Source organism: Streptomyces sp. NPDC002867 (assembly GCF_053591895.1).
The window spans coordinates 184965-208352 of record NZ_JBSFUR010000008.1 but is presented as its reverse complement, the minus strand read 5'-3'; the positions used below and the strand labels follow the sequence as shown (position 1 = coordinate 208352).

The following is a 23388-nucleotide window of genomic DNA, read 5'->3' as shown; positions in this document are numbered from 1 at the left end:
ATCTACTCCTTGGTGGTGGTGTCCTGTGGGTGCAGGTCGGATCGTGCCGGGGTGGTCGGCGGCTGCGAAGCGGCGAGGCCGATGCCGCGCTGGAAGGCGGCCATCAGTCCCGGGTCGTGGAGGGCCTGCTCGTCCTCCTTGCGCGGCGCGGGGGCGTCGCGCAGTTGCGGGACCAGGTGCTCCTGACTGCGGCGCTTGGGGAGTTGGGGGCGGCCCATGGTGTCGCGCACCGTGTGGGGGCGCAGCGGGTCGACGTCGGTCTGCCGGGGGTCCGCGGCCGGTTCCTGGTGGGACGGCGTGGGGCCGTAACCGGGCTGGGCGGCGGCCGGGTGGGGTCGCTCGCCGTGCTCGCCGCGTACGGGGAGGGGTTCGAGCCGGTCCGAGACCCGGACCGGCTCGCGCTGGGCGGGCATCGGCTGCGGTTGTGTCCGGGGCTGTGGGTGCGGTTCGGACGGGAACCGTGTCCGCGGATGCGGATCAGCCGGCGGTTGGGCGTCGGTCCGGGCGGGCTGCGGCCGAGGGATCGCCGGGGACTGCGGGAGCTGAGGCGGTGAGGTGGCCGCGATGCGGGGCCCGGCGGAGGTCTGCTCGCCCTCGTTCTGCGCGAGTCCGCCCGGTTCGGCGCCGAGCAGGCCCTGTGGCAGGACGAGGACGGCCTGCACCCCGCCGTAGATGTTGGACTGCAGCCGTACGGCGATGCCGTGCCGGCGGGCCAGCGCGGAGACCACGAACAGCCCGATCCGCCCGTCCTGCAGCAGGTGCGCGACGTTGACCTGGTCGGGGTCGGTGAGCAGGGCGTTCATCTTGTCCTGTTCACCGAGGGGCATGCCGAGGCCGCGGTCCTCCACCTCGACGGCGAGCCCGGCCGTGACGCGCTGGGCACGCAGCAGGACCTGGGTGTGCGGCGCGGAGAACAGGGTGGCGTTCTCGACGAGTTCGGCGAGGAGGTGGATCACGTCGGCGACCGCGTGCCCGCGCAGCGTGCCGTCGACCGGCGGTACCAGCTTGACCCGCGGGTACTGCTCGACCTCGGCGATCGCGGACCGGAGCACCTCGGTCATGGTGACCGGGTTCGACCACTGGCGGCGGGAGATGGCGCCGCCGAGGACGGCCAGGTTCTCGGCGTGCCGGCGGATGCGGGTCGCGAGGTGGTCGACGTGGAAAAGCCCCTTGAGCAGCTCGGGGTCCTCGACCTCGTTCTCCAGCTCGTCGAGCAGCTGGATCTCGCGGTGGACGAGCGACTGGAGCCGCCGGGCGAGGTTGACGAAGACCTCGACCTTCTGCTCGTTGCCGACGCTGCTGGAGAGTCGGGACGCCTCGACGACCGCCGCGACGGCGGCGTCGTGCGAGCGAGCCAACTCGTCTGCCAGCAGGTGAAATTCGTCCGCCCCGGGCGCCGGGGGCGCGGGGGCACGGCGGGGCGGGGGGCCTTCGCCGCGGCGAAGGCCGTCGACGACGGTGCGCAGTTCCGCCTGTCCGCGCGCGGTGGTGCGGCGCAGCGTGGAGGCGCGGTCGAGCAGGGACTTGGCCGTGCGGTCGGCGCCCACGGCGGCCGCTGCCACGGCCGTCACGGCGAGTGCGGCCATGCCCAGGAGCACGGCCCACAGGGCGAGGGTCGGTTCGGGGGACGCGACACGCAGGGTGAACAGCACCGCTGCCGCGCCGCTGAGGGCGGCGGCTACGGTGGGCAGGACTGCGGAGCGCAGGAGTTGGGGTCTTATGCGGGTTTCCGGCGGCGTCGAGGTCCGCGACCGCCCCGGCGAGGACAGGGTGCGGGCGCCTGGCCGGCCGTGACGCCCGCCCTCTCGGCGGTCGGACCGCGCGGCGGGTGCGCGTAGTTGAGACATCAGCGTCCTTGGTACGTGGGCCCCAGGAATCGGCGTACTGCGGTTGGGCGACGTCGGTGCGCGGCGGGCCGAGGGCACACGAGGGGAAGCCCACCGTGGATCACCGGCCACACACGGTAGTCGCGGAGCAGCCGCGTACGGCGGGCAGTTGGGAAACTTCCCCGCTGTGCGTCCCGCTCTGGTATGAGGGCTCGTACGCCAGCCCGAAAACACGCGTCGACCCCGCTGCCGCGGGGCGGCAACGGGGTCGACAGTGACGATCAAGGCTGGATCCGGCCGTTCCGATCCGGCCGCCGCAGGGTGCGGCCGACGGATGCCGTGCGGCGCGGGCCGGCTCCGGTCCCGCTCCGGCTCCGGCTCCGGCTCCGGCTCGATGCGATTCCCGTCAGCGGGAGGGCGCGGCCTCGGGGGTGCCGCCCGGGTCCTTGTCGGCCGCGGGAGGCGCCTGCGGGGCCGTGACGGCCGATGCCGTGACCGCGGCGGCGTCCGTCGCCGCGGTCCAGCCTCCGGCTGGAGTGGCCGCCACCGCGCGCCACCACAGCGCGGACGGCACGTTCGCCGCGGTCGGCTCGAAGGGCTCACCCGGACGGGGCAGCGCGACGGCGGCTCCGGCGCCGGCCGCGGCCGTGACGGTGCCCTCGGCGGGCTCGGCCCACGGGTGCGGCGCCAGGTTGAACGTGCCCCAGTGGATCGGCAGCATCACACCGGACGGCGTACCGCCCTGGAGGTCCAGGTGGGCCCGCATGCCCTCGGCCGGTGTCATGTGGATGTCGGGCCAGTACTCGGAGTAGGCGCCGATCTGGATCATGGTCGCGTCGAACGGTCCGTGCTCCGCCCCGATGTCCGTGAAGCCGGGGAAGTATCCCGTGTCGCCGCTGTGGTAGATCCGGTGCTCGGGGCCCGCCACCACCCAGGAGGCCCAGAGGGTGTGCTGCTGGTTGCGCAGTCCGCGCCCGCAGAAGTGGCGGGCCGGTGTGGCGGTCAGCCGGATGCCGTGGACCTCGGCCGATTCGTTCCAGTCGAGCTCGCGCAGCCGGTCCGGGGCCACGCCCCAGCGCTCCAGGTGGGCGCCCACACCGAGCGGGACCGCGAACACGGTGTCCGTGCCGGCGAGTGCCCTGATGGTGGGCAGGTCGAGGTGGTCGTAGTGGTCGTGGGAGATCACCACGACGTCGACGGTGCCGAGAGCGGCGAGCGACGCGGGCACGGGATGCAGCCGCTTGGGCCCGGCGAAGGCGAAGGGGGAGCAGCGCTCGCCCCAGACGGGGTCGAAGAGGATCCGGCGGCCGTCTGTCTCCGCCAGGACGCTGGAGTGGCCCATCCAGGTCAGCCGCAGCCCGGAGCGGGGCGGCTCGGCGAGATCGGCGACGGTGGTGGGGTGCACGGGCACATGACCGACCGGGGTCCGGCGGGCCCGCGCCTCCTTCTCGAAGTAGATCTTGGCGAATTCGACCATGGAACCGCCGGAGGGCCTGGTGCGCGCGCCCACCGGGTTGCGGAAGACGCCGTCGGAGAAGTTCGGAGAGCGGCGGATTCTCGCCATCCGCTCCCCGGCCGGGTCGGCTCCGAAGGCGACCGGCCTGAGTGAACGCAGCCGGGCTCTCAGCGAGTGGGGGGAACCAGCGCCGGTCACGACACCTCCTGATGATCGGGGGCTTCTTCATTATGTGCGGGCACGCACGTCACGCCGGGTGTCCTGCGCTGCGTCCGATCCGTCATGACGGGCAACGCGCACCCCGGCGCCGGTGTTCCTGCCCCCCTCCCCCGGGGCTTTCGACTTCGCGAGGACTGATGGCAACTCGGCAGGAACCCGGGCTCTTTCACCTCGTGTCAGGGCTTGGCGAATGCTTTCCGGCTGTGCACGAGCAACTCGCGCACCGAAGGGTTGTGCGTGTTCTTCCAGATCAGGGAGAGCAATGCCGGTGTTTCGACGTCATCGATGGTGCGGGCAGTGAGCCGGTCGCGGTGGCCCGCAGCCATCGAGTCGCTGAGGACGGCGATGCCGAGCCCGCGGGCGGCGAGGTCGGCGATGGCGTCCGCGGCGCTGGCTTGCAGGGTGATCGCCGGTTGGAGGCTCTGTGCGGCGCAGGCACGGTCGAATACCGTGCGCAGACCGGTGCCGGGCGGCATGCAGATGATGGGGTGCGCTGCCACGTCGCGCAGAGTGACCCGCCGCTGTTTCGCCATGGGGTGTCCGGCCGGAACGGCCGCGACAAGGCGCTCGCTGATGATGCTCAGCGCGTCCAGCCCGTCCGGGGTGGCGGTTGCGGTCCCGACGAGAGCCAGGTCGATGGTGCCGGCGCGCACCCCCTCGACGAGCCGGTCGGAGTTGTCCTCCAGCAGTGAGATCTCCACGCCGGGATGCGCCCCGTGGAACGCGGCGAGGGCGTCGAACAGCGGGGTGAGCGTGCAGCCCATGACCATCCCGACCGTGAGCCGACCCCGGATCAGCCCGGTCACCTGCCCCACTGCCTGGCCGACCCCCTCAGCTGCGGCAAGTGCGGCGCGGGCGTGTTCGAGCGCGGCCTTTCCCGCGACAGTAAGGACGGCGGTGCGCGCCGACCGGTCGAACAGTTCGGCACCGAGTTCACGTTCCAGCCGGCGGATCTGGGCGCTGACGCCGGACTGGCTGATGTGCACTCGCTCGGCCGCCCGGGTGAAGTTCTGCTCTTCGGCGACTGCGACGAAGTATTCCAGCTGCCTCAGTTCCATGACTGCAGATTCTAGCTTCCAGAAAATCCATCTGTTGGACTTCTGATCGGCGGGCGACCACGCTGGGAGCACGGAAGCCAGACGTCAGGAGGAATGCATGCCGGAGTACGAGAAGGCCCTGCGGCCCGAGGACATCACTCGCTTGTTCGTCGAGCGGTCCAACGCCGGTGACGCGGCCGGGGTCGCCGCGCTCTACGAAGAGGATGCGGTGGTGGCCTACCCGCCCGGCGAGCTGACGGTCGGACGGGAGGCGATTCGTGCACTGTGGGAGAAGGTGCTGACCAACCGTCCCCGCTTCGAGCCGGAACAGCCGCTGCCGACGCTGGTCAGCGGCGACATCGCCCTCACTTCGACCCCGCCGAAGGACGGGGCCGGCGCCCGGGCGCAGGTCGTCCGGCGCCAGCCCGACGGCAGCTGGCTGCGCCTGCTCGACCAGCCCGAGTTCATCGGGCCCAGCCGCTGAACCCCTCGACTCCCGTGAGTCCCCGGGGAGCGGAGACTGCCGGCGCGATGTCACATTCCGGCGGCCCCCGTCCGTCGTACCGGCGAAAGGACACCGCAAGGCCCCGTACGACGGGTACGGAGCCTCGCACGACGCCCCCAGGAGGCCCGTCATGGCCCGTATCTCCCTCGCACCGCGCCGCACCCTGTTCCTGCGCTTCACCGAGTGGTACACCCGGCGCAGGTTCGGCAAGGCCCTCGACCCGCTGCGGGCACTGGGGCACAACCGGCGGGTGCTGTTCACCGACCTGAGGCTGGAGATGTCGGTCGCCAGGTGGAAGGCGCTCGACACGGACCTCAAGGCGCTGGCCACGATGGCGTCCGCGGCGTCGATCGGCTGCAGCTGGTGCATGGACTTCGGCCACTGGGAGAACCGGACGCGCGGGATGGACGCGCGCAAGGTGCAGGACGTCCCCGTGTGGCGGAACAGCGACGTGTACTCCCCGCTGGAGCGGGACGTCATGGAGTACGCCGAGGCGATGACCGCGAATCCGCCGGAGGTGACCGACGAGCTGACCGGGCGCCTGCTCGCGGCGCTGGGCGAGGAGGCGTTCGTGGAGCTGACGGCGATGGTGGCGGTGGAGAACCTGCGTTCGCGCATCAATGCGGCACTCGGCCTGACCAGCCAGGGTTTCAAGGACCACTGCGAGATCCCGGCCGCCGCACGGTCCACCACCGGAACGGCGGCCTGAGCCCGAACCGCCGGGACCCCTTCCACCTCGGCAGGAAGGGGATCCCGCCCAAGATCGGCTGTGTAGGGTGACGCCGTGGCCAGGATTCGGTTGAAAGTGTCGGAGCGGCGTGAGGAACTGCTGAACGCGGCTGTCGAGCAGATCGAGCAGCGGGGCGTGGCGGCCGTGCGGATCGCCGATGTCGCCTCGTCCCTCGGCGTCTCCAGCGCCCTGGTGCTCTACCACTTCTCGTCCAAGGAACAGCTGGTCGCCGCGGCGTTCACGCATGCCGCCGACGCCGACCTGGCCCACCTGCGCAAAATCCTCGGGCGGCGCACCTCCGCGCTGCGCCGGCTGCGGACGGCCGTCCGCTGGTACGCCCCGACCGGCCAGGCCAAGGGCTGGCGGCTGTGGATCGACGCCTGGGCCGCCTCCCTGCGGGATCCGACCCTGCGCGAGGTCGCCCGCGCCCTCGACCAGCAGTGGAAGGCGGCGCTGGCCGAGGTGATCGCGGAGGGCGCGGAGGCCGGGGAGTTCCCGTGCGAGGACCCGGCGGCCGCGGCCTGGCGTCTGACGGCGTTCCTCGACGGGCTCGCCGTGCAGATGACGTCGTACGCGGGTTCGCTGACCCGTGCGGCGATGCTGCAGTGGACGGACGAGGCGCTGGCCCGCGAGCTGGGGGTGGACCGCGAGGCGCTCACGGCGTCCCGCTAGCCGGGGCGCCGGCGCCCGGGGCGCGTGCCCCGGGCACTGTGCCGCCTCGGCTCAGAGCGGCAGGAGGTCCGGGCGCTTGGCCTCCACGTGGTCGCCGGAGCTCTCACCCCGCAGCCGCCGGCCGATCCACGGCACCAGGTGCTCACGCGCCCACTGGATGTCGTCGCGCCGCACCTCGAAGGCACCGCGCGGCGGGAGCGGCGGCCAGGGCTGGTCGGGGTCGGCGGGCACGTCGAGACCGAGCACCTGGGCGGCGCGCAGGGCGACGCGGGTGTGGCCCTCGGGTGACAGGTGCAGTCGGTCCGCGTCCCACGCACGCCGGTCCTGAACGGATTTGAGCGACCACAGGTCGAGGACGGGGCAGTCGTGGCGGTCGGCGATGGCCCGCACGTGCGCGGTGTACGTGGCGATCTTTCCGCGCAGATGACGCAGGACCGGCACGTCCCGGGTGTCGAAGCCGGTGGTCACCATGACCGTTCCGACCGAGTTCTTGAGGTCGGCGACCGCCCGCTCGAGCCGCTCGGCCACGTCGTCCGGGTCGCTGCCCGGCCGGATGATGTCGTTGCCTCCCGCGCAGAACGTCACCAGGTCGGGGGCGAGTTGCTTGGCCCTCGGGACCTGCTCGTCGACGATCTGGTCGAGGAGGCGGCCGCGTACGGCGAGGTTGGCGTACCGGAAGGTGTGCTCCGGCGTCAGGTCGGCGAGCAGTACCGCGAACCGGTCCGCCCAGCCGACGTACGTCCCGTCGGGGCCGGGGTCTCCCACGCCCTCGGTGAAGCTGTCACCGATCGCCGCGTACGACCCGAATGAGCCCTTGTTCTCTGTTCTCGAATCGTCTGCCACGGGAGCACATCTTTCCTTTACGGATGTGACCTACGCGACCGTAAGGAGGGGTTGACGGGAGGTGATCTATGCCACCTGTCAAGTTTCCGTCAAGCCGGAATACGCGGAATCCCCCGCTCCGCCGCCGGACGGAACGAGGGATGCGCGGCCGGCGGCCCAACGGGCCGCCGGTGTACGTCAGATGGAGACGCCGTGCTGGCGCAGGTAGGCCAGCGGGTCGATGTCGGAGCCGTACGACGGGCTGGTACGGATCTCGAAGTGCAGGTGCGGACCGGTGGAGTTGCCGGTGGAACCGGACAGACCGATCTGCTCGCCGCCCGCAACGCTCTGACCGCTGGAGACGGACAGGGACGAGAGGTGGGCGTACTGCGAGTAGGTGCCGTCGCCGTGCTGGATGACGACCTCGTTGCCGTACGAGCCGCTCCAGCCGGCCGAGACGACGGTGCCCGGACCGACGGACTTCACGCTCGTGCCGCTGCCGGCGATGAAGTCGACGCCGGTGTGGTAGCCACTGGACCACATGGCACCGGACGCGCGGTACGGCGTGGAGACACCGCCGCCGACGGGGGCGGTCCAGCCGGAGGACGCCGGGGCGGCCTTCTCGGCGGGAGCCTTTGTGGCGGGGGCCTTTGTGGCGGGGGCCTTTGTGGCGGGGGCCTTTGTGGCGGGAGCCGCAGGGGCGGGCGCCGCGGCACGCGAGGCGTCGCGCGAGGACCGGGACGTGGACTCGGAGCGCGGCCCGGGGTCCTTCTTCGCCTTCGACTTCGCGTTGATGGTCAGTTCAAGACCCGGGTGGATCAGCGCCGGGTCCGCACCGATGGCACGGCGGTTGTCGTTGTAGAGCTTCTTCCAGCCGCCGCGGACGTTCTGCTCGTCGGCGATCTTGGCAAGGTAGTCGCCGGCGACGACGGTGTACGTCTTCGGAGCCTTCGCCGCGGTCGGAGCGGCCGCGGCGGCCGAGGCCGGAGCGGCCTTCTGGGGAGCGGCGGCGGGGGTCGCGGCGTTGGCGCCGGTTGCGCCGAGCAGCGGCAGGGCTATGGCGGCGCTGCCCGTACCGGCGGCGACGAGGCCGCGGCTGACGGGGTTGGCCTTGGGACGGCGGTGCTTACCCTTTCCGGGCATGGCGCATTCCTCTCCGGCGCCTGCGAGGTGAGCTGTCGGGTTCGGGCTGGAGATGCCCGTTCGCGCTGGTTGCGCGAATTAACCCCGAGCCGTCCGGATTCTCCGGATACGGCGTACTACCTGGGTCCCCCGCTCCTGCCACGCGTGGGTGGGTTCGAAGTCCGGTCGGCGGCAGGATTAGGCGGTCCGTCCGGATTGAGCGTGACCGTAGGCGAGTACACCGGGCGGAACAAGCCGCGAATTTCCCCCGGCTTTCCCGGTCGCGATTTCCGGGCCGCCCCACTCGTCACCCTCCGTGGACGAGTGACAGTCAATTCCCTTGCTGACCACGGAATTGACACGGGGAAAGCAGGCACGTTCCGTCACGAATATGATCCTGCTCACGAGCCGTACCCCATCTCCCCCGTAGACGGGGCACGTTATCCGCAAGGGCTCAATTCGGACAGAAGGCACAAATAATCGCCTAAGCGTGCACTTGGGCACCAAGCACCGTCCGCAACGCCCGACTTCGTCCCCTGCCGCCGCGCGGCCGGCGACGGAGCTCCTCACCGCCCGCTTCCGGTCAGCCTGAATTCAGCCAGTCGCATCCCGGAGAAACACCACGCGAATGACGGCAGGCCCCTTTCACCCAAAGGGAATCGGGCCGCCCCACTCATCGGTTTTCGATCACGGCGCCTGCCATTCACGCGGAGCCCGGGTGCGTCGTGCGGGGGTGCGCCCGCGGGCCCCGGCCCTCATGACAGTGCCGGGGCGGCCGCCCCCGCCACGCCCGCGGGCACGGAACGCATCACGACCGACATGATTGCCTGATGAACCTGTGCCGTATCGTCGGATCGCGCCATCGTCGGCGACCGGCGCCGACGGCCGTCGCCTGAAGGAGTCCACGTGACGCAGCAGCTGCCGCAGGCCCCGTCGACCGAACCCCGGCTGGCCGGAGTGCGAAACTTCCGGGACGTGGGCGGACTGCCGACCGTGGACGGCGGGCGCGTGCGGCACGGCAGGCTCTACCGCAGCGGGCACCTCGCGCACGCCACCGAGGGCGACGCCGCCTTCCTCGCGTCCCTCGGGCTGCACACGATCTTCGACTTCCGCAATGCGGCGGACCAGCGGCTGGAAGGCCCGGACGTCGAGCTCCCGGGCGTGCGGAACGTGAATCTCCCGCTGAGCGACCCGGCCGACGGCGCGGAGTTCTGGAAGATGGTCCGGGACGGCAACCTCGACCAGCTGAAGTCGATCCTGGCCGACGGCAAGGGCGCCGCCCGGATGATCGCCTCCTACCGGATGATCATCAAGGAGCGGACCGCCGAGCACAGCCGCGTCCTGCACGCACTGGCCGAGGACAGCGTCCCGGCGCTGATGCACTGCGCGGCCGGCAAGGACCGCGCCGGCCTGTCGATCGCGGTGACCCTGCTCGCCGTCGGCGTGGAGCGCGAGGCGATCGAGGCGGACTACCTGAAGTCGAACGACCCGCACCGCCGCTACAAGATCAAGCGCGGCGACGACTCCCCCGAGGCCATGTCGGCGCAGGTCATGGAGCTGCTGAGCCCGCTGTTCGACGCCCGCGCCACCTATCTGTCCGCCGCGTTCGAGACCATCGAGGAGACGTGGGGCGGCACCGAGCAGTACCTCGCGAAGGGGCTCGGGCTCTCCGCGACGACCCGTGAGCGGCTGCGCGAACGGCTCGTCGACGAGGGCTGAGCCCGGGGTCAGGGCCGCCTACGGGTTCTGGCCGCCCACGAGGAACAGCAGGTAGAGGAACGCGGCGACGAGGTGCCCCGCCACGAGGTAGGCGAACAGCCGGATGACCAGGCCGCGCGGGAAGCGGTCCTCACGCCTGTTCTCGGGCGTGTCCGGCAGGGGCTTGTCCAGGGGGTCCCATGTGGGCGTCATCACAGCCTCCGGGGTCAGACGTGCGGGTGCGGATCGGGACTCTGCAGCAGGGTGTGCATGAAGAGCAGCTCCGCGCCCTCGGGCGTGGCGGCCGCGATGCGGTGCGGCGTGAGCGAGTCGAAGTGCGCGCTGTCCCCGGGCGCCAGCTCGTGGACGGCGTCCCCGAGGCCGAGACGGAGCCGTCCGCCGAGGACGTACAGCCATTCCTCGCCCGGATGCACCCTGATCAGATCGCCCTGGGCTCCGTACGGGACGACCACCCGCAGGGCCTGCATGGCCCGGCCGGGAGCGCCGACCTGGTGGTACGTCCAGCCGTCGGCGGACGCCGGTTCACGGCGGCCGGCCCGGATGACCGGCTCGCGCTCGGGCGGAAGCTCGCCGAGGACCTCGGCGACCGTCGTACCGTAGATCCTGGCGAGGGCGAGAAGCATCGGCAGCGAGGGCTGACGGTTCCCGGTCTCGAGCCGGGACAGGTGGGCCGGGGACAGCCCGGCGCGCTGGGCGGCGGCCTCGAGGGTCAGCCCGCGCCGGCGGCGCAGCTCGCGCAGCCGCGGCGCGACGTGGTGGATTCCCTCGCCCGTCGGTGCGGCGGAAGTGGTCATGTGTCCATTGCGCCAGGCTCTTGCCCGTGAGGCAAGTTTCTTGCCTCACGGGCAAAGAGCCCCGGGGGACGGCTCAGCGGTTGGCCACGGCCTGCTTGACCAGTGTCTTGCCGAAGTCCCACATCAGGGCGCCGCCGTTGTGGGCGTCGTCCATGACCGCCGTGAACGCCGCCACGAACCGGTCCACCTCGGGCGCGCCGATGATCAGCGGCGGGATCAGCTTGATCACTTCCATGTGGTCCCCGGCGACCTGGGTGAGGATCCGGTGCCTCTGCAGCAACGGGACCACGACCATCTGCGCGAACAGTCCCTTCCGGGCGGCCTGCAGCATGGCCCACCGGCTGCGCAGCCGCATCGACTCCGGGCGTCCGAACTCGATCCCGATCATCAGGCCGCGGCCGCGGACCTCCCGCATCAGCTCGTAGCGGTCCACGAGCGCGGCGAGCCGCGCCCGCAGCAGCTCGCCCGTCACCCGGGCGTTCGCCACGACCTGCTCGTCCTCCAGCACCGACAGGACGGCCAGGCCCGCGGCCATCGCCTGGGCGTTGCATCCGAAGCTGGCGGAGTGCGCCAGCACCCGGTCCATGGACGAGTAGACCTTCTTGAAGATCCAGTCCTTGGCGAGCGTCGCCCCGATGGGGATGTAGCCGCCGGACAGGGCCTTGGCGAGGCAGATTATGTCGGGCTCGACGCCCGCCTCGTACTGGAAGGCGTAGAAGTCGCCGGTGCGCCCGATGCCCGTCTGCACCTCGTCGGCGATCAGCAGCGCCTTGTGCCGGTGCAGCAGCTCCTGTGCGGCCCGCAGGAATCCCGGCGGGCTCGGCAGCACCCCCTTGCCCTGGATGGGCTCGACGATCAGACCCGCGACGTCGCCGCTCCGCAACTCGCGTTCCAGGGCGTCCAGATCACCGGGCGCGATCGCCGAGTCGGGCAGCAGCGGCTCGAAGCCCTGCCGGAATCCGGGCTCGCCGTTGACCGAGAGGGACCCCGTGGTCAGCCCGTGGAAGGCGTGCGTGCAGTAGAGCATCCGCGGCCGGCCGGTGGCGTACCGGGCGAACTTCAGCGCCGTCTCCACCGCCTCCGTTCCGCTGTTGCCGAAGAACACGCGGTCCAGGTGCGGGGTGTGGGCGAGCAGCTTCTCCGCCAGCAGGCCCGGCAGCGGAGCGCAGTCGAAGCGGGTGAGGTCCGGCAGGGAGGCGTCGAGCACGTCGTGCAGGGCCTTGCGTACGACCGGATGGTGACGCCCGAGGCCCATGACGCCGAACCCGGCGAGCATGTCCAGGTACTCGTGTCCGTCGGCGTCCCAGAAGTACGCGCCCTCGGCCCGCTCGTAGATCTTGTCGAAGCCGATGGTGTGCAGCATGCGCGGAAGCTGGTGGTTGAGGTGACGGGCGTGCAGCTCGTAGCGTTCGGCCCCGCGCCGGGCCAGCAGTGTCGCCAGGTCGAAGCCCTTGGACGCCTCGGTCATCACTCAGTTCTCCTTGCCTGGGCCCTCGGCAGGCCGGTCCTGGGCTGCCATGGCGGGCGCCGGACCGAGGTCGGGCCCGGTGAGCGCCGTGAGGTCCCGAGGCCCCCGGATGTGTTCGCGGATCGACATGTCTGCCCCTTCACGCGTGCTGGACGGCTCCGGGCCGCGGCGGCCGGTCCGGCGGACCGCCGCTCGCCGTCCCCGTCGGATCACCGGCTGCCGCTGACCGTCTCGCGGGCGGCGCGCAGGGATTCCTTGAGCGAACCCATGGTGGCGAGCACGGCGGTCGGTTCGTAGCCGCAGTGCGCCATGCAGTTGGCGCAGCGCGGGTCCTTGCCCCGTCCGTACTTGCTCCAGTCGGTGTCCTCGATGAGCTCGCGGTAGGTGGGGACGTAGCCGTCGCTCATCAGGTAGCAGGGGCGCTGCCAGCCGAACAGCGAGTAGTTGGGGATGGCCCAGGCCGTGCAGGGGAAGTCAGCCTTGCCTTCGAGGAAGTCGAGGAAGAGCGGGGAGTGGTTGAGCCGCCAGCGCCGCCGGTTGCCGCCGGCGAAGGCCTTCCTGAACAGCTCACGCGTCTGCTCGACACCGAGGAAGTGCTCCTGGTCGGGCGCCTTCTCGTAGGCGTACGCGGGCGAGATCATCATCTCGTCGACCTCGAGGTCGTCGTTGAGGTAGTTCAGGACCTCGATGACGGTCTGAGGGGTGTCGGTGTTGAAGAAGGTCGAGTTGGTGGTGACACGGAAGCCGCGGCGCTTGGCTTCCTTGATCGCCTCCACTGCCTCGTCGAACACCCCCTCCTTGGCGACCGACTCGTCGTGCCGCTCGCGCAGTCCGTCGATGTGCACGGCGAAGGCGAAGAAGGGTGACGGTTCAAAATTCTCGATCTTCTTGCGCAGCAGCAGCGCGTTCGTGCAGAGAAAGACGTACTTCTTCCGGGACACCAACTGGCGGACGATCTCGCCGATCTGAGGATGCATCAGCGGCTCGCCGCCGGCGATGGAGACCATCGGGGCCCCGGACTCCAGCACCGCCCCGACCGCCTGCGCCACCGGCATCCGCTGCTTGAGCACGCCGGCGGGATGCTGGATCTTGCCGCACCCTTCGCACGCGAGATTGCAGGCGAACAGTGGTTCGAGTTCAACGATGAGGGGGAACTTCTCACGCCTGCGGAGCTTCTGTTCGAAGAGATACGTCCCGACCCTGATGGTCTGGCGGAGCGGCATGGCCATCTGGCTCACCTCCTGGGGAGCAGCAAAGAACGGTGCCATTCGTAGAAAGCAGGAAGGACGGCACGAAGAACACGGAAAGCCGATATTCCACCGCGTACCGTACTGATTCGGACCAGTTCGTGCTCCGGAGCATCCACGACCACCCGGACGGCCGCAACCGGGCGGGGGCCGGCGCGCAGCGCGCTGCTCAGCGTGGCCGCGGACTCCATGTCGACGGCGATCGCCCCGGTGGCCTCCAGCCGGGCGCGCTCGCTGCCCCGCACCACATGGTCGACGCCCGTCAGCAGGCCGCCGTGCACGGTGCGCCCCGGTACGGCCCTGGCCACCGCCTGGCGCAGTAGTCCGGCAGCCGGGCACGCGGTGGTGACCTCGTCGAAGCGGGTCTCGTCCGCGACGACGAGGTCACCGGGGTGCATGCCCGGGGCGAGCCCCGCGCAGAAGCCGGAGGCGACGACGGCGGCCTCGCGCAGTGGGCCGCTCGCGCAGGCGGCGAGCACGGCCCGTTCCGCGTTGACCGGACCCATCCCGGTACGCAGCACCGTGACGTCCCCGGCCCGGCCGTCCGCGTCCAGGGCGCGGACACCGCTGCGCAGGGCGGCCTTCTCGATACCGAGCGCACAGGCGATCAGCAGCCGTGCGGCGGAGCCGGCCGGCTCCGGGGGACGGGCCATCATCCCCCCTTGCGGGTGTGCGCGCGGGCGGCGGGGGGTTCGCCGTGCACGAAGCGGCCCAGCGCGGTGAGCGGGAAGACCTGCCGGTACAGGTGGTAGTTGATGGAGAAGTCCCAGGGGAAGCCGGTCCCGGTGAACTGCGGCTCGTCCCAGGAGCCGTCCGCGCGCTGGGCGCCGGCGAGCCAGGCGACGCCCCGCCGGGCGGCCTTGCCGTCCTGCTCCCCCGCCGCGATCAGCGCCAGCAGCGCCCAGGCCGTCTGGGAGGCGGTGGAGGGCCCGTGTCCGATCCACTTCTCCTCGCGGTAGGAGCGCAGGTCCTCGCCCCAGCCGCCGTCGTCGTTCTGCACCGACTCCAGCCAGGCGACCGCCCGGCGCACGGCCGGGTGGGATCCGGGCAGTCCGGCCGCGGTGAGCGCGGGAACCACGGATCCCGTCCCGTAGAGGTAGTTGACGCCCCAGCGGCCGAACCAGGCGCCGTTCGGCTCCTGTTCGGCGAGCAGCCACTCGATCGCCCGGCGGGTCCGCGGGTGTCCCGCCTTGCCCTCGTAGGCCAGCATCTCCACGACGTGCGCGGTGACGTCCGCCGACGGCGGGTCGATCACCTCGCCGAAGTCGCAGAACGGCAGCCGGTTGGGGAACGCGCTGGTGTTGTCGGCGTCGAACGCGCCCCAGGCGCCGTTCCCCGACTGCATGCCGAGGCTCCAGCGGACGCCGCGCTCGACGGCCGCGTCCAGACGCTCCGGGTCGGGATGCCTCACCCGGCGCAGGGCGAGGATGACCTCGGCGGTGTCGTCGATGTCGGGGTAGTTGTCGTTGTGGAACTCGAACGCCCAGCCACCGGGCGTCAGTCCGGGCCTGCGCACGGACCAGTCCCCGGGCCGTACGACCTGCTCGCTGAGCATCCAGTCGGCGGCCCTGACCAGCGCCGGGTGGTCGGCGGGCAGGCCCGCGTCGGCCAGCGCGATGGTGGCGAGGCAGGTGTCCCAGACCGGCGACTGGCACGCCTCGATCATGCGGACGGGCAGCCCGTCCTGCTCGTACCAGACGGCGAACCGGACCAGCGACTCCAGGCCGGCCCGCATCACGGGGTGTTCCAGGTCGTAGCCGAGCAGGTACAGCGCGATCACGGAGTACACGGCGGGGGGCTGGATGCCGCCCCAGCAGCCGTCGTTCTCCTGGCGCTCGATGATCCAGCGGGCCGCGCTGTTCATGGCGGTACGGCGCAGACGGCGTGGGGCGACCTTGTGGTACAGGTGCAGCGCCTTGTCGGCGCGCTGGAAGAACCCCTCCCAACTCCTCGCGGGGGCAAGCGCTTTGGGCGGGCAGGGGTTGTCCGGATCGGTGTGCAGCTCCTCCAGCGGGAAAGGCGCCGGGCGCACGGGCCGCTTGGCGGACACGACGGTGAGCGGGACGATCGTCTGCCGGGCCCACTGGCCGAAGTCGTAGATGTTCAGCGGGAACCACGGGGGCAGGAAGATCAGTTCCGGCGGGAGCTCGGGCAGGTCCTCCCACTTCCACCAGCCGAACAGGGCGAGCCAGATCCGGGTGAAGACGCGGCTCGCGGCGATGCCGCCCCGCGAGCGGATCCACGCCGCCGCGCGCAGCATGTGCGGGTCGTCGGGCCGGTCCCCGGCGAGCCGCAGGGCGACGTACGCCTCGATGGTGGTGGACAGTTCACCGGGGCCGCCGTAGAACGTCGCCCAGGTGCCGTCCTCGCGCTGCTGCCCGCGCACGAATCGGGCGGACGCCTCGGTGGTCCGCTCGTCCTGGATGCCGAGGAACTGCCGCAGCAGCAGATCCTCCGCGTCCATCGTCACGTTGGTCTCGAGGTCGCCCTTCCACCAGCCCTGGGCGTCCTGGCGTCGGAGCAGATGGTCGACCGCCCGTTCCACCGCCTTCCCGGCGGCCTCGCGGACGTCCGCGGGGGCCTTCGGCCCCGTGGCCGTCGTGGCTGTGCCGGGGGCGGGGGCGGTCGTGTTGCCGGCAGCGGCACCCGAGGCCCGCAGGGGCCCGTTGCCTCCGTCGGTCGTCGCTGTCATGGCTTCCCCTTCGTTGCAGTGGTCCTCTGCTGTGCTGGGGTCTCCGTCGGCCGGTGACGCTCGGCGTCACCGGCCGGCGACGCGATTCATATGGCGCGGCTGACGCTCCGCCTCGTGCTGCGCGTGATGGTGATCATCTCTTCCGTACGACGACGAAGTCCGCGAGCGCCACGAGCTGCGCGCGGATCCGTTCCGGCATGTCGACGCCGTCGAGGGCCTCGATCGCGACGGCGTGCTGGCGGCGGGCCTCCTGGGAGGTCCACTCGCGGCCGCCCGCCTCCTCGATCAGGGCGGCCCTGGCGGCGAACTCCTCCTCGGAGAAGCTGTCGAAGTCGTTGCTCTTGGCGTCGGCCGCGAGCAGCGCGCCAAGGCGCTCGGAGGCCGGGCCGCCGGCGGCGAGCGCGGCGACGACCGGCAGGGACTTCTTGCGCTGGCGCAGGTCGCTCCACGTCTGCTTGCCGGTGGCGACGGGGTCGCCCCAGATGCCGAGCAGGTCGTCGACGGCCTGGAAGGCCAGCCCGAGGTGGTAGCCGTACGCCTCCAGGGTGTCGGCCGTACGGTCGTCGGCACCGCCGAGGACCGCGCCGATGGAGACGGCGCAGGCCAGCAGCGCGCCGGTCTTGTTGCCCTCCATCTCCAGGCACTCCTCGACGGTGACCCGCTCCCGGTGCTCGTAGGAGATGTCCTGGGCCTGGCCGTCGATGAGCTTGCGCGTCGCGGTGGTCAGGCGGCGGGTGGCGCGGCCCGCCTCCACGGTGCCGATCTCCAGCAGGAGTTCGTTGGCCAGCGCGAAGAGTGCGTCGCCGACGAGGATGGCCTGCGCGGGGCCGTGCACCTTCCACACCGTGTCGCGGTGCCTGCGCTGCTCGTCGCCGTCCATCAGGTCGTCGTGCAGGAGCGAGAAGTTGTGCACGAGCTCGACCGCGACCGCGCCCGGAATGCCGACCTCGGGCGCGGCCCCGGCCGCCTCGGCGGACAGCAGCGCGAGCGCCGGGCGCACCGCCTTGCCGCCGTCGCCGTCCGAGGGGCGGCCCTCGGCGTCGATCCAGCCGAAGTGGTAGGCGGCCACGGTGTCCATGGGCGGGGCGAGCCGGTTCACAGCGGCGCGCAGCACCGGCGTGGACAGGGTGCGGCCGCGCTCCAGCAGCGCGGCGATGTCCGTGGCTTCCACGGCCGGGGCGGTCTGTGCGGTGTCTTCAGCCGGGTTCGCCGAGGGCACTGTCGGCACGCTTACTCCTCTTGTTCCAGTACTGGTGCTCACGCCGCCTCCTTGAGCGGATGTTCATGGCGACGGCCGAGCGCGGAGAGCGCAGCACCGGCGGCACTGAACCCGCTGCGCACGGCGCCCTCCATGGTCGCGGGCCAGCCGGTGGCAGTCCACGCGCCAGCAAGGTACAGGCCGGGGGCGCGCGTGCGCGCGCCCGGCCGCAGACGGCCGACGCCGGGGGCGGGCGCGAACGTCGCCGTGCGCTCCCGTGTGACGAAGAAGTCGCGGACGCGTGCGCCGCGCGCGGCGGGCAACAGCCGTTCCAGTTCGGGCAGGTAGCGCTCGCGCAGCACGGCGACCGGATCGTCGATCTCGTCCTCCGCCGCCGACTGCGACAGCGCCAGGTACTGGCCCTCGGTGCACCCGGAGGCCTGGGTGCGGTCGAAGACCCACTGCACGGGGGTGCCGAGCGCGGCGAAGAACGGGCGGCGCAGCACCTTGCGGTCGTACACGACATGGACGTTGAGGATCGGGGCGGTGCCGATGTCCAGCAGCCGGCCGGGGTCGTCCACGGCCCCTTCCGGCAGCAGGGCGTGCGCCTCGCGCTGCGCCACGGCGAGGACGACGGCGTCGGCGTGCAGCGTCTCGCCGCCGGCCGCCACCTGCCAACGGCCGCCTTCGGCACGGGTGATGCCCCGCACGCGGGTGGAGAGTCCGGTGCGCACACCGGCCGCGTCGAGCGCCTTGCGGGCGAGGGTGTCGTGCAGCTCGCCGAGGGGTACGCGGGCCCAGCCGATGTCGGCGGCGCCGGGCTCGGAGAGCAGCCCGGTCTTGAAGACCATGGCGGCGAGGCCCATGGAGGCGTGCGGTGCACGGGAGTTGAGGGTCGCGACGCCGACGAGGTCCCACAAGGCGGCGACGGCGCGCGGCGACTGGCCGTGCCGGCCGAGCCAGGTGGCGAAGTCGATGCCGTCGAGCGCGGGGTCGGCGGGGTCGAGCCTGCCCAGCGCCATCGCGGCGCGTGCGACGCCGACGCGCTCGGCGAGCGAGAGGTGCGGGTAGGCGGCGAGCCCGCCCGCGAGGTGCAGCGGTACGGGCAGGGCGGTACGCCGCAGCCGGCCGAGCCGCGGTCCGCCGGGAGCCGCCACGTCGAGCACGGGGACGTCCAGCCGGTCCTGCACGGGCGCCAGCCGGGCGGCGTCGATGCGGTCGAGGAACCAGCGGTAGGCGGTGCAGCAGCGCAGGTGGACGTGCTGGCCGTTGTCGACGGTGAGGTCACCGCGGCGGAAGGAGAAGGCGAGTCCGCCGAGGCGGGGCCGCCCCTCGAGAAGGGTGACCTCGAGCCCGGCCTCGGCGAGTTGCAGAGCGGCGGTGACTCCGGCGATACCGCCGCCGACGACCACGGCGTGCGGCCCCAGGGTGTCGTCGCCCGTCATCGGCTCTCCCTCCTCCGAGGCGTCACGGACGCGGCCGCCGCTGCGGCCCCGCGCGGACGCGGCACGGGCACTGTCCGAAGGATTCGGCTCCGCCGAAGGGCCGTTCGGGGGCCACCGCTCCCGAGCCAGCGGTACGGGTACGGGCACCCGCCCGGACCCGCGGCGCGCGCGGGCGAGTGCCTTACGGGCACGGGCACCGTGCGCTGCGCTGCCACGGGCTCCGCCCCGCGCGGGCACGCAGTCGCCTGTGTCCTGGGCAGCGGCTGCGGGTGCGGGTGCGCGGCCACCGTTCCGCGTACGGGGCGGACGGCAGTGACGAGCGGCCCTCGCGGGGCCGCGACCGCGAGCGGCCTCACGCGCGGCCCCCCTGCGTGCGGCGGCCGATGTGGCGGGCGTCGAGACCCGAGAGGCCGCGGACCGCCACGTACGCCTTCTCGTGGCCGGGCAGGGATACCCGGCCGCGCAGCACCGCCTCGGGGTCGCGCTCGATGCGGTCGAGCAGACGGCGGTAGATGCCCGCCATGGCGGCGACGCAGGCGCCGCTGCGGCGGTCGAGCATGGGCAGCAGCCGGTAGCCCTCGGCGAACAGCGCCCGGGCGCGGCGCGCTTCGAAGTGGACCAGGCCCACGAAGTCGGCCCCCGGCGGCGGGGTGGTGCTGTGGAAGCCCGCGGAGCAGCCGAACCTCGCGAGGTCGTCGGCGGGCAGGTAGCTGCGCCCGTTGGCGGCGTCCTCGCGAACGTCGCGGAGGATGTTGGTCAGTTGCAGGGCGAGGCCGAGCGTATCGGCGTACTCGGCGGCGCGGTCGGTGCCGCGTGCGCCGGGCTGGGTGCCGAACACGCCGAGCGAGAGCCGGCCGATCGCGCCCGCGACACAGCGGCAGTAGACCTTGAGGTCGTCCCAGGTCTCGTACGTCTTGCCGCGCACGTCCATCAGGACGCCGTCGATGAGTTCGTCGAGCCCGTCCAGCGGCAGGGGGAAGCGCTGTGCCGCGTCGGCGAGCGCGACGGCGACGGGGTCGGTGTCGTCGTCGTCGACGGCGCCCTTACGGACGCGGTCGAGCAGTTGCCGGGTGTCCTCCAGCCGGGCGTACTTGGCCTCGGGGGTCAGCGCACCGTCACCGATGTCGTCGACCCGCCGGGAGAACGCGTACAGCGCCGACATGGCCTGGCGCTTGTCGGCCGGCAGCAGCCGGATTCCGTAGGCGAAGTTGCGGGCCTGCTGCCCGGTCACGGCCTCGCAGTAGCGGTACGCGGCCTGTACCGGCGCGGGCGTCTGGCGCGATCCCTCCATCGTCCGGCTCATCCCTTCCTGCGTGCTCTTCGCAAGACCGCTCCCGTTTCGCGCAGCACGTGGGCCTTCGCGGCTTTGGGCGGTCCGGGCAGCACATCATGTCCGGCCGTGGCGATCGCGGCGAGGGCGGCGCGCCCACCGCCGACGAATCCGGCGAGGAGCAGCCGCAGCCTGCCGTGCACGCTGCCCACGAGCGCCGTGCCCTCGTCGAGGAGGTCGCGGGCCCGCCGGGACTCGTAGGCGATCAGTGCCCGCACCGAGGCGTTCGCCGTGGGGGCGGCGAGGTCCTCCTCGGTGACGCGGAAGCGCTCGAGGTCCTCGGCGGGCAGGTAGACGCGGTCGCGGGCCAGGTCCTCGGCGACGTCCTGGAGGTGCTCGACGATCTGCAGCGCGGTGCACACGGCATCGGAACGGCGGATGCGCTCGGGGCTCGACGTGCCGGTGATCGCGAGGACCATCCGGCCGACGGTGGTGGCCGACAGCTCGCAGTAGGCGCGCAGGTCGTCCCAGGTCTCGTAGCGGCGGACGAGCTGATCCTGCCGGTTGGCGGCGATGAGGCCGAGGAAGGGCTCGGGGGTGAGCGAGCGGCGGCGGACGGTGGGCCGCAGGGCGCGCAGCAGCGGATGACGCGGGGTGTCGCCGGCCGGGTCGAAGACGCGGCGCAGGTCGGCCTCGAAGGCGTCCAGGAGGACGAGCGGGTCGTCGGCCTCGGCGGGGCCGACACCGAGGCTGCGGGCGTCGGCGCCGCCGGGGGCGAGGTCGCCGTCACCGATGTCGTCGACGAGGCGGGCGAATCCGTAGACGGCCATGAGGTCGTCGCGCCAGTCACGTGGGAGGAAGAAGGGGGCGACGGGGAAGTTCTCGTGGGCGGCCTTGTCGAGGGTCGCGCGGGCGGAGGCCTCACGCGCCTCCCGGGCGGCCGTCACCGCGCACTGCCCGGTACGAGGGGGACGGCACAGGCGTGGCGGAGCTGGAGAGATTCCGTCATGGCCGTCACATCTCCCGTTCTACACTGCCGACCCAATACATCCTATTTCGGACACGCCGCCGCCCATCCTGACCTCCGGTGACCGCCCGACCCCTGAGGCGGAAGGGATAAATCCCCCCACTTGCCGCGATTCCGCACCGCTACAGCTTACGTTGTACAACGCACGACGCGGCTCCAGGGTGCCGCGCACCCGGGGGCCAACGGCCCGATTCGCCCCAACCTTCCCCGGACGTAGGGAACTTGACCATTGTCGTGGTCCGTGCGCATCCGGAGGGGCACGGCGAGAGGACGCGACCGGGGCACGAGGGCCCCCGCCGCTCGGCCTGCGGCAGGGGCCCGGGACGTCGTGACGGCTACTTGCCGGTCTCCTTCTCGTACGCCTTGATGACCTCGTCGGTCGGGCCGTCCATCAGCAGCTCGCCCTTCTCCAGCCACAGGACCCGGTCGCAGGTGTCCCTGATCGACTTGTTGCTGTGGCTGACCAGGAAGACCGTGCCGGCCTCCTTGCGGAGCTCGCGGATGCGCTCCTCGGAGCGGATCTGGAAGCGGCGGTCGCCGGTGGCCAGTGCCTCGTCGATCATCAGGACGTCGTGGTCCTTGGCGGCGGCGATGGAGAAACGGAGCCTGGCCGCCATGCCGGAGGAGTACGTGCGCATGGGCAGGGTGATGAAGTCGCCCTTCTCGTTGATGCCGGAGAAGTCGACGATGTCCTGGTAGCGCTCGCGGATCTCCTCACGCGACATGCCCATGGCCAGGCCGCCGAGTATGACGTTGCGCTCACCCGTGAGGTCGTTCATCAGCGCGGCGTTGACGCCGAGCAGCGAGGGCTGTCCGTCGGTGTAGACCCTGCCGCTCTCGGCGGGCAGCAGGCCGGCGATCGCCCGCAGGAGGGTCGACTTGCCGGAGCCGTTGGTGCCGATGAGGCCGATGGCCTCGCCGCGGTAGGCGGTGAAGGACACACCGCGTACGGCGTGCACCTTGCGCACCCCGCGGGACTCGCCCTTGTCGCGGCGCAGGATCCGGCTCAGGGCCGCGGTGGCGCTCCCCCTGCCACCGCCGCCCGCGTTGACGCGGTAGACGATGTGGACATCGTCCGCGATGACGGTCGGCACGCGTGCGGTGGACCTGTTGTCGTTCTTGTCGTCAGCCACGGCCGTACCGCTCCTCAGCCTTCCAGAAGTACACGAAGCCCGCGAAGCCGGTCACGACGGCCCAGCCGACGGCCGACGCCCACACGTGCGACGGCAGGTTCTCGGAACCGTAGCCGTCGATCAGTGCGAAACGGACCAGGTCCATGTAGAGCGCTGCCGGGTTGTACATCAGGACGTCGGCGATCCAGGCCGGCCGGTCGGCGAGCATGATCGGGATGGAGAACATCACACCCGACGCGTACATCCACGTCCGCATGACGAACGGCATGAGCTGGGCCAGGTCCGGGGTCTTCGAACCGAGCCGCGCCATGATCATGGCCAGGCCGGTGTTGAACAGGAACTGCAGGGCCAGCGCCGGGAGCACCAGGAACCACGACCAGGTCGGATAGCTGCCGAACGCCACGACGATGGCGACCAGCACGATCATCGAGAACAGCAGCTGCTGGAGCTGCTGGAGCGCGAAGGAGATCGGCAGCGAGGCGCGCGGGAAGTGCAGGGCGCGGACCAGGCCCAGGTTGGACGAGATCGCGCGGACGCCAGCCATCACCGAGCTCTGCGTGAACGTGAACACGAACACACCGGTCACCAGGAACGGCACATAGACCTCGACCGGCATGCCCCGGCTGGCCTTCAGGATCAGACCGAAGATCAGGAAGTAGACCAGCGCGTTGAGCAGCGGGGTCGCCACCTGCCACAGCTGGCCGAGCTTCGCCTGGCTGTACTGGGCCGTGAGCTTGGCCTGCGAGAAGGCCAGGATGAAGTGGCGCCGCCCCCACAGCTGCCTGACGTACTCGGCCAGGCCGGGACGGGCGCCGGAGACCGACAGTCCGTACTTGGCGGCGAGCTGAGCCGGCGAGAGGCCGTCGTCGGGCGACGGCGTGGGGCTCATCGCGACGGCACCGTCATGGGTTGTGTCACTCACAAGTTGAAACTTCCGTGTTCACGATGCGGGGCTGATCGGGGCTCTGTGTGTCCTTCGGCCCAGATGCTCTCAGAACCGAGCTTG

The 23388-nt window shown here is 71.7% G+C and carries 22 protein-coding genes and 1 riboswitch; of the genes, 4 read left to right on the top strand and 18 right to left on the bottom strand.

Annotated elements, in window-relative coordinates:
- Positions 1–2: 2 nt before the first annotated feature.
- The 3 genes from ACWD0A_RS10945 to ACWD0A_RS10935 all read right to left on the bottom strand — a co-directional run bounded on the left by ACWD0A_RS10945 (position 3) and on the right by ACWD0A_RS10935 (position 4559).
- A complete protein-coding gene (locus tag ACWD0A_RS10945) occupies positions 3–1847 on the bottom strand; it encodes an ATP-binding protein (RefSeq protein WP_451296729.1) in 1845 nt (614 codons plus the stop codon).
- A 385-nt stretch (positions 1848–2232) separates the two neighbouring features.
- Positions 2233–3480 carry an MBL fold metallo-hydrolase gene (locus tag ACWD0A_RS10940; protein WP_451296727.1) on the bottom strand — a complete coding sequence of 416 codons (1248 nt, stop codon included), beginning with the start codon at positions 3478–3480 and terminating at the stop codon, positions 2233–2235.
- A 197-nt stretch (positions 3481–3677) separates the two neighbouring features.
- Positions 3678–4559, bottom strand: coding sequence for a LysR family transcriptional regulator (locus ACWD0A_RS10935; RefSeq protein ID WP_451296725.1), 882 nt, complete (start codon positions 4557–4559; stop codon positions 3678–3680).
- Between the two features lie 97 nt (positions 4560–4656).
- On the opposite strand from ACWD0A_RS10935, the gene ACWD0A_RS10930 reads away from it, so the two are divergent.
- The 3 genes from ACWD0A_RS10930 to ACWD0A_RS10920 all read left to right on the top strand — a co-directional run bounded on the left by ACWD0A_RS10930 (position 4657) and on the right by ACWD0A_RS10920 (position 6445).
- Positions 4657–5022 carry a YybH family protein gene (locus tag ACWD0A_RS10930; RefSeq protein WP_451296723.1) on the top strand — a complete coding sequence of 122 codons (366 nt, stop codon included), beginning with the start codon at positions 4657–4659 and terminating at the stop codon, positions 5020–5022.
- Positions 5023–5173: 151 nt separating this feature from the next.
- Entirely contained in the window at positions 5174–5752 is a 579-nt protein-coding gene (locus ACWD0A_RS10925; RefSeq protein ID WP_451296721.1) for a carboxymuconolactone decarboxylase family protein, read from the top strand.
- A 75-nt stretch (positions 5753–5827) separates the two neighbouring features.
- The gene (locus ACWD0A_RS10920) at positions 5828–6445 is read left to right on the top strand and encodes a TetR/AcrR family transcriptional regulator (RefSeq protein ID WP_451296719.1); all 618 of its coding nucleotides are present in this window, start codon (positions 5828–5830) and stop codon (positions 6443–6445) included.
- 51 nt (positions 6446–6496) lie between these two features.
- Here ACWD0A_RS10920 and ACWD0A_RS10915 read toward each other — a convergent pair whose 3' ends face one another.
- Together ACWD0A_RS10915 and ACWD0A_RS10910 are read right to left on the bottom strand one after the other, a co-directional pair.
- A complete protein-coding gene (locus ACWD0A_RS10915) occupies positions 6497–7288 on the bottom strand; it encodes an SGNH/GDSL hydrolase family protein (protein WP_451296717.1) in 792 nt (263 codons plus the stop codon).
- Positions 7289–7465: 177 nt separating this feature from the next.
- Positions 7466–8410 carry a M23 family metallopeptidase gene (locus ACWD0A_RS10910; protein WP_451296715.1) on the bottom strand — a complete coding sequence of 315 codons (945 nt, stop codon included), beginning with the start codon at positions 8408–8410 and terminating at the stop codon, positions 7466–7468.
- Between the two features lie 2 nt (positions 8411–8412).
- Positions 8413–8571, bottom strand: a riboswitch (cyclic di-AMP (ydaO/yuaA leader).
- 724 nt (positions 8572–9295) lie between these two features.
- Between ACWD0A_RS10910 and ACWD0A_RS10905 the strand changes: the two genes are divergently transcribed.
- Entirely contained in the window at positions 9296–10108 is an 813-nt protein-coding gene (locus ACWD0A_RS10905; RefSeq protein WP_451296713.1) for a tyrosine-protein phosphatase, read from the top strand.
- Positions 10109–10126: 18 nt separating this feature from the next.
- On the opposite strand, the gene ACWD0A_RS10900 is transcribed toward ACWD0A_RS10905, so the two are convergent.
- From ACWD0A_RS10900 to ACWD0A_RS10840, 13 genes are all read right to left on the bottom strand, one after another.
- A complete protein-coding gene (locus ACWD0A_RS10900; RefSeq protein WP_451296711.1) occupies positions 10127–10300 on the bottom strand; it encodes a DUF6126 family protein in 174 nt (57 codons plus the stop codon).
- A 14-nt stretch (positions 10301–10314) separates the two neighbouring features.
- Positions 10315–10902, bottom strand: a complete 588-nt coding sequence (locus ACWD0A_RS10895) for a helix-turn-helix domain-containing protein (RefSeq protein WP_307712338.1) — start codon at positions 10900–10902, stop codon at positions 10315–10317.
- Positions 10903–10975: 73 nt separating this feature from the next.
- Positions 10976–12370, bottom strand: coding sequence for an aspartate aminotransferase family protein (locus tag ACWD0A_RS10890; protein ID WP_451296709.1), 1395 nt, complete (start codon positions 12368–12370; stop codon positions 10976–10978).
- A gap of 3 nt (positions 12371–12373) precedes the next feature.
- On the bottom strand, positions 12374–12499 hold the full coding sequence (locus ACWD0A_RS10885; RefSeq protein ID WP_451296707.1) for a hypothetical protein: 126 nt from the start codon (positions 12497–12499) through the stop codon (positions 12374–12376).
- Positions 12500–12579: 80 nt separating this feature from the next.
- Complete coding sequence (gene hpnH / locus ACWD0A_RS10880) at positions 12580–13599, bottom strand: adenosyl-hopene transferase HpnH (protein WP_307712341.1); 1020 nt, start codon at positions 13597–13599, stop codon at positions 12580–12582.
- A 5-nt stretch (positions 13600–13604) separates the two neighbouring features.
- Positions 13605–14270, bottom strand: coding sequence for a phosphorylase family protein (locus tag ACWD0A_RS10875; RefSeq protein ID WP_451296705.1), 666 nt, complete (start codon positions 14268–14270; stop codon positions 13605–13607).
- Positions 14270–16309, bottom strand: a complete 2040-nt coding sequence (gene shc, locus ACWD0A_RS10870; RefSeq protein ID WP_451296703.1) for a squalene--hopene cyclase — start codon at positions 16307–16309, stop codon at positions 14270–14272. Before shc ends, ACWD0A_RS10875 begins: the two co-directional genes overlap by 1 nt.
- Positions 16310–16442: 133 nt before the next feature.
- Positions 16443–17528, bottom strand: coding sequence for a polyprenyl synthetase family protein (locus ACWD0A_RS10865; RefSeq protein ID WP_451296807.1), 1086 nt, complete (start codon positions 17526–17528; stop codon positions 16443–16445).
- Between the two features lie 38 nt (positions 17529–17566).
- Complete coding sequence (hpnE, locus tag ACWD0A_RS10860; protein WP_451296701.1) at positions 17567–18952, bottom strand: hydroxysqualene dehydroxylase HpnE; 1386 nt, start codon at positions 18950–18952, stop codon at positions 17567–17569.
- A gap of 352 nt (positions 18953–19304) precedes the next feature.
- Positions 19305–20255 (bottom strand): presqualene diphosphate synthase HpnD, encoded by a 951-nt coding sequence (hpnD, locus tag ACWD0A_RS10855; protein WP_451296699.1) that lies wholly within the window; start codon positions 20253–20255, stop codon positions 19305–19307.
- Positions 20252–21169 carry a squalene synthase HpnC gene (gene hpnC, locus ACWD0A_RS10850; RefSeq protein WP_451296697.1) on the bottom strand — a complete coding sequence of 306 codons (918 nt, stop codon included), beginning with the start codon at positions 21167–21169 and terminating at the stop codon, positions 20252–20254. Before hpnC ends, hpnD begins: the two co-directional genes overlap by 4 nt.
- 415 nt (positions 21170–21584) lie before the next feature.
- Positions 21585–22382, bottom strand: coding sequence for an ABC transporter ATP-binding protein (locus ACWD0A_RS10845; RefSeq protein ID WP_307712347.1), 798 nt, complete (start codon positions 22380–22382; stop codon positions 21585–21587).
- Positions 22375–23304: an ABC transporter permease gene (locus ACWD0A_RS10840; protein WP_307712348.1), complete on the bottom strand. Its 930-nt coding sequence runs from the start codon at positions 23302–23304 to the stop codon at positions 22375–22377. Before ACWD0A_RS10840 ends, ACWD0A_RS10845 begins: the two co-directional genes overlap by 8 nt.
- Between the last annotated feature and the right edge of the window lie 84 nt (positions 23305–23388).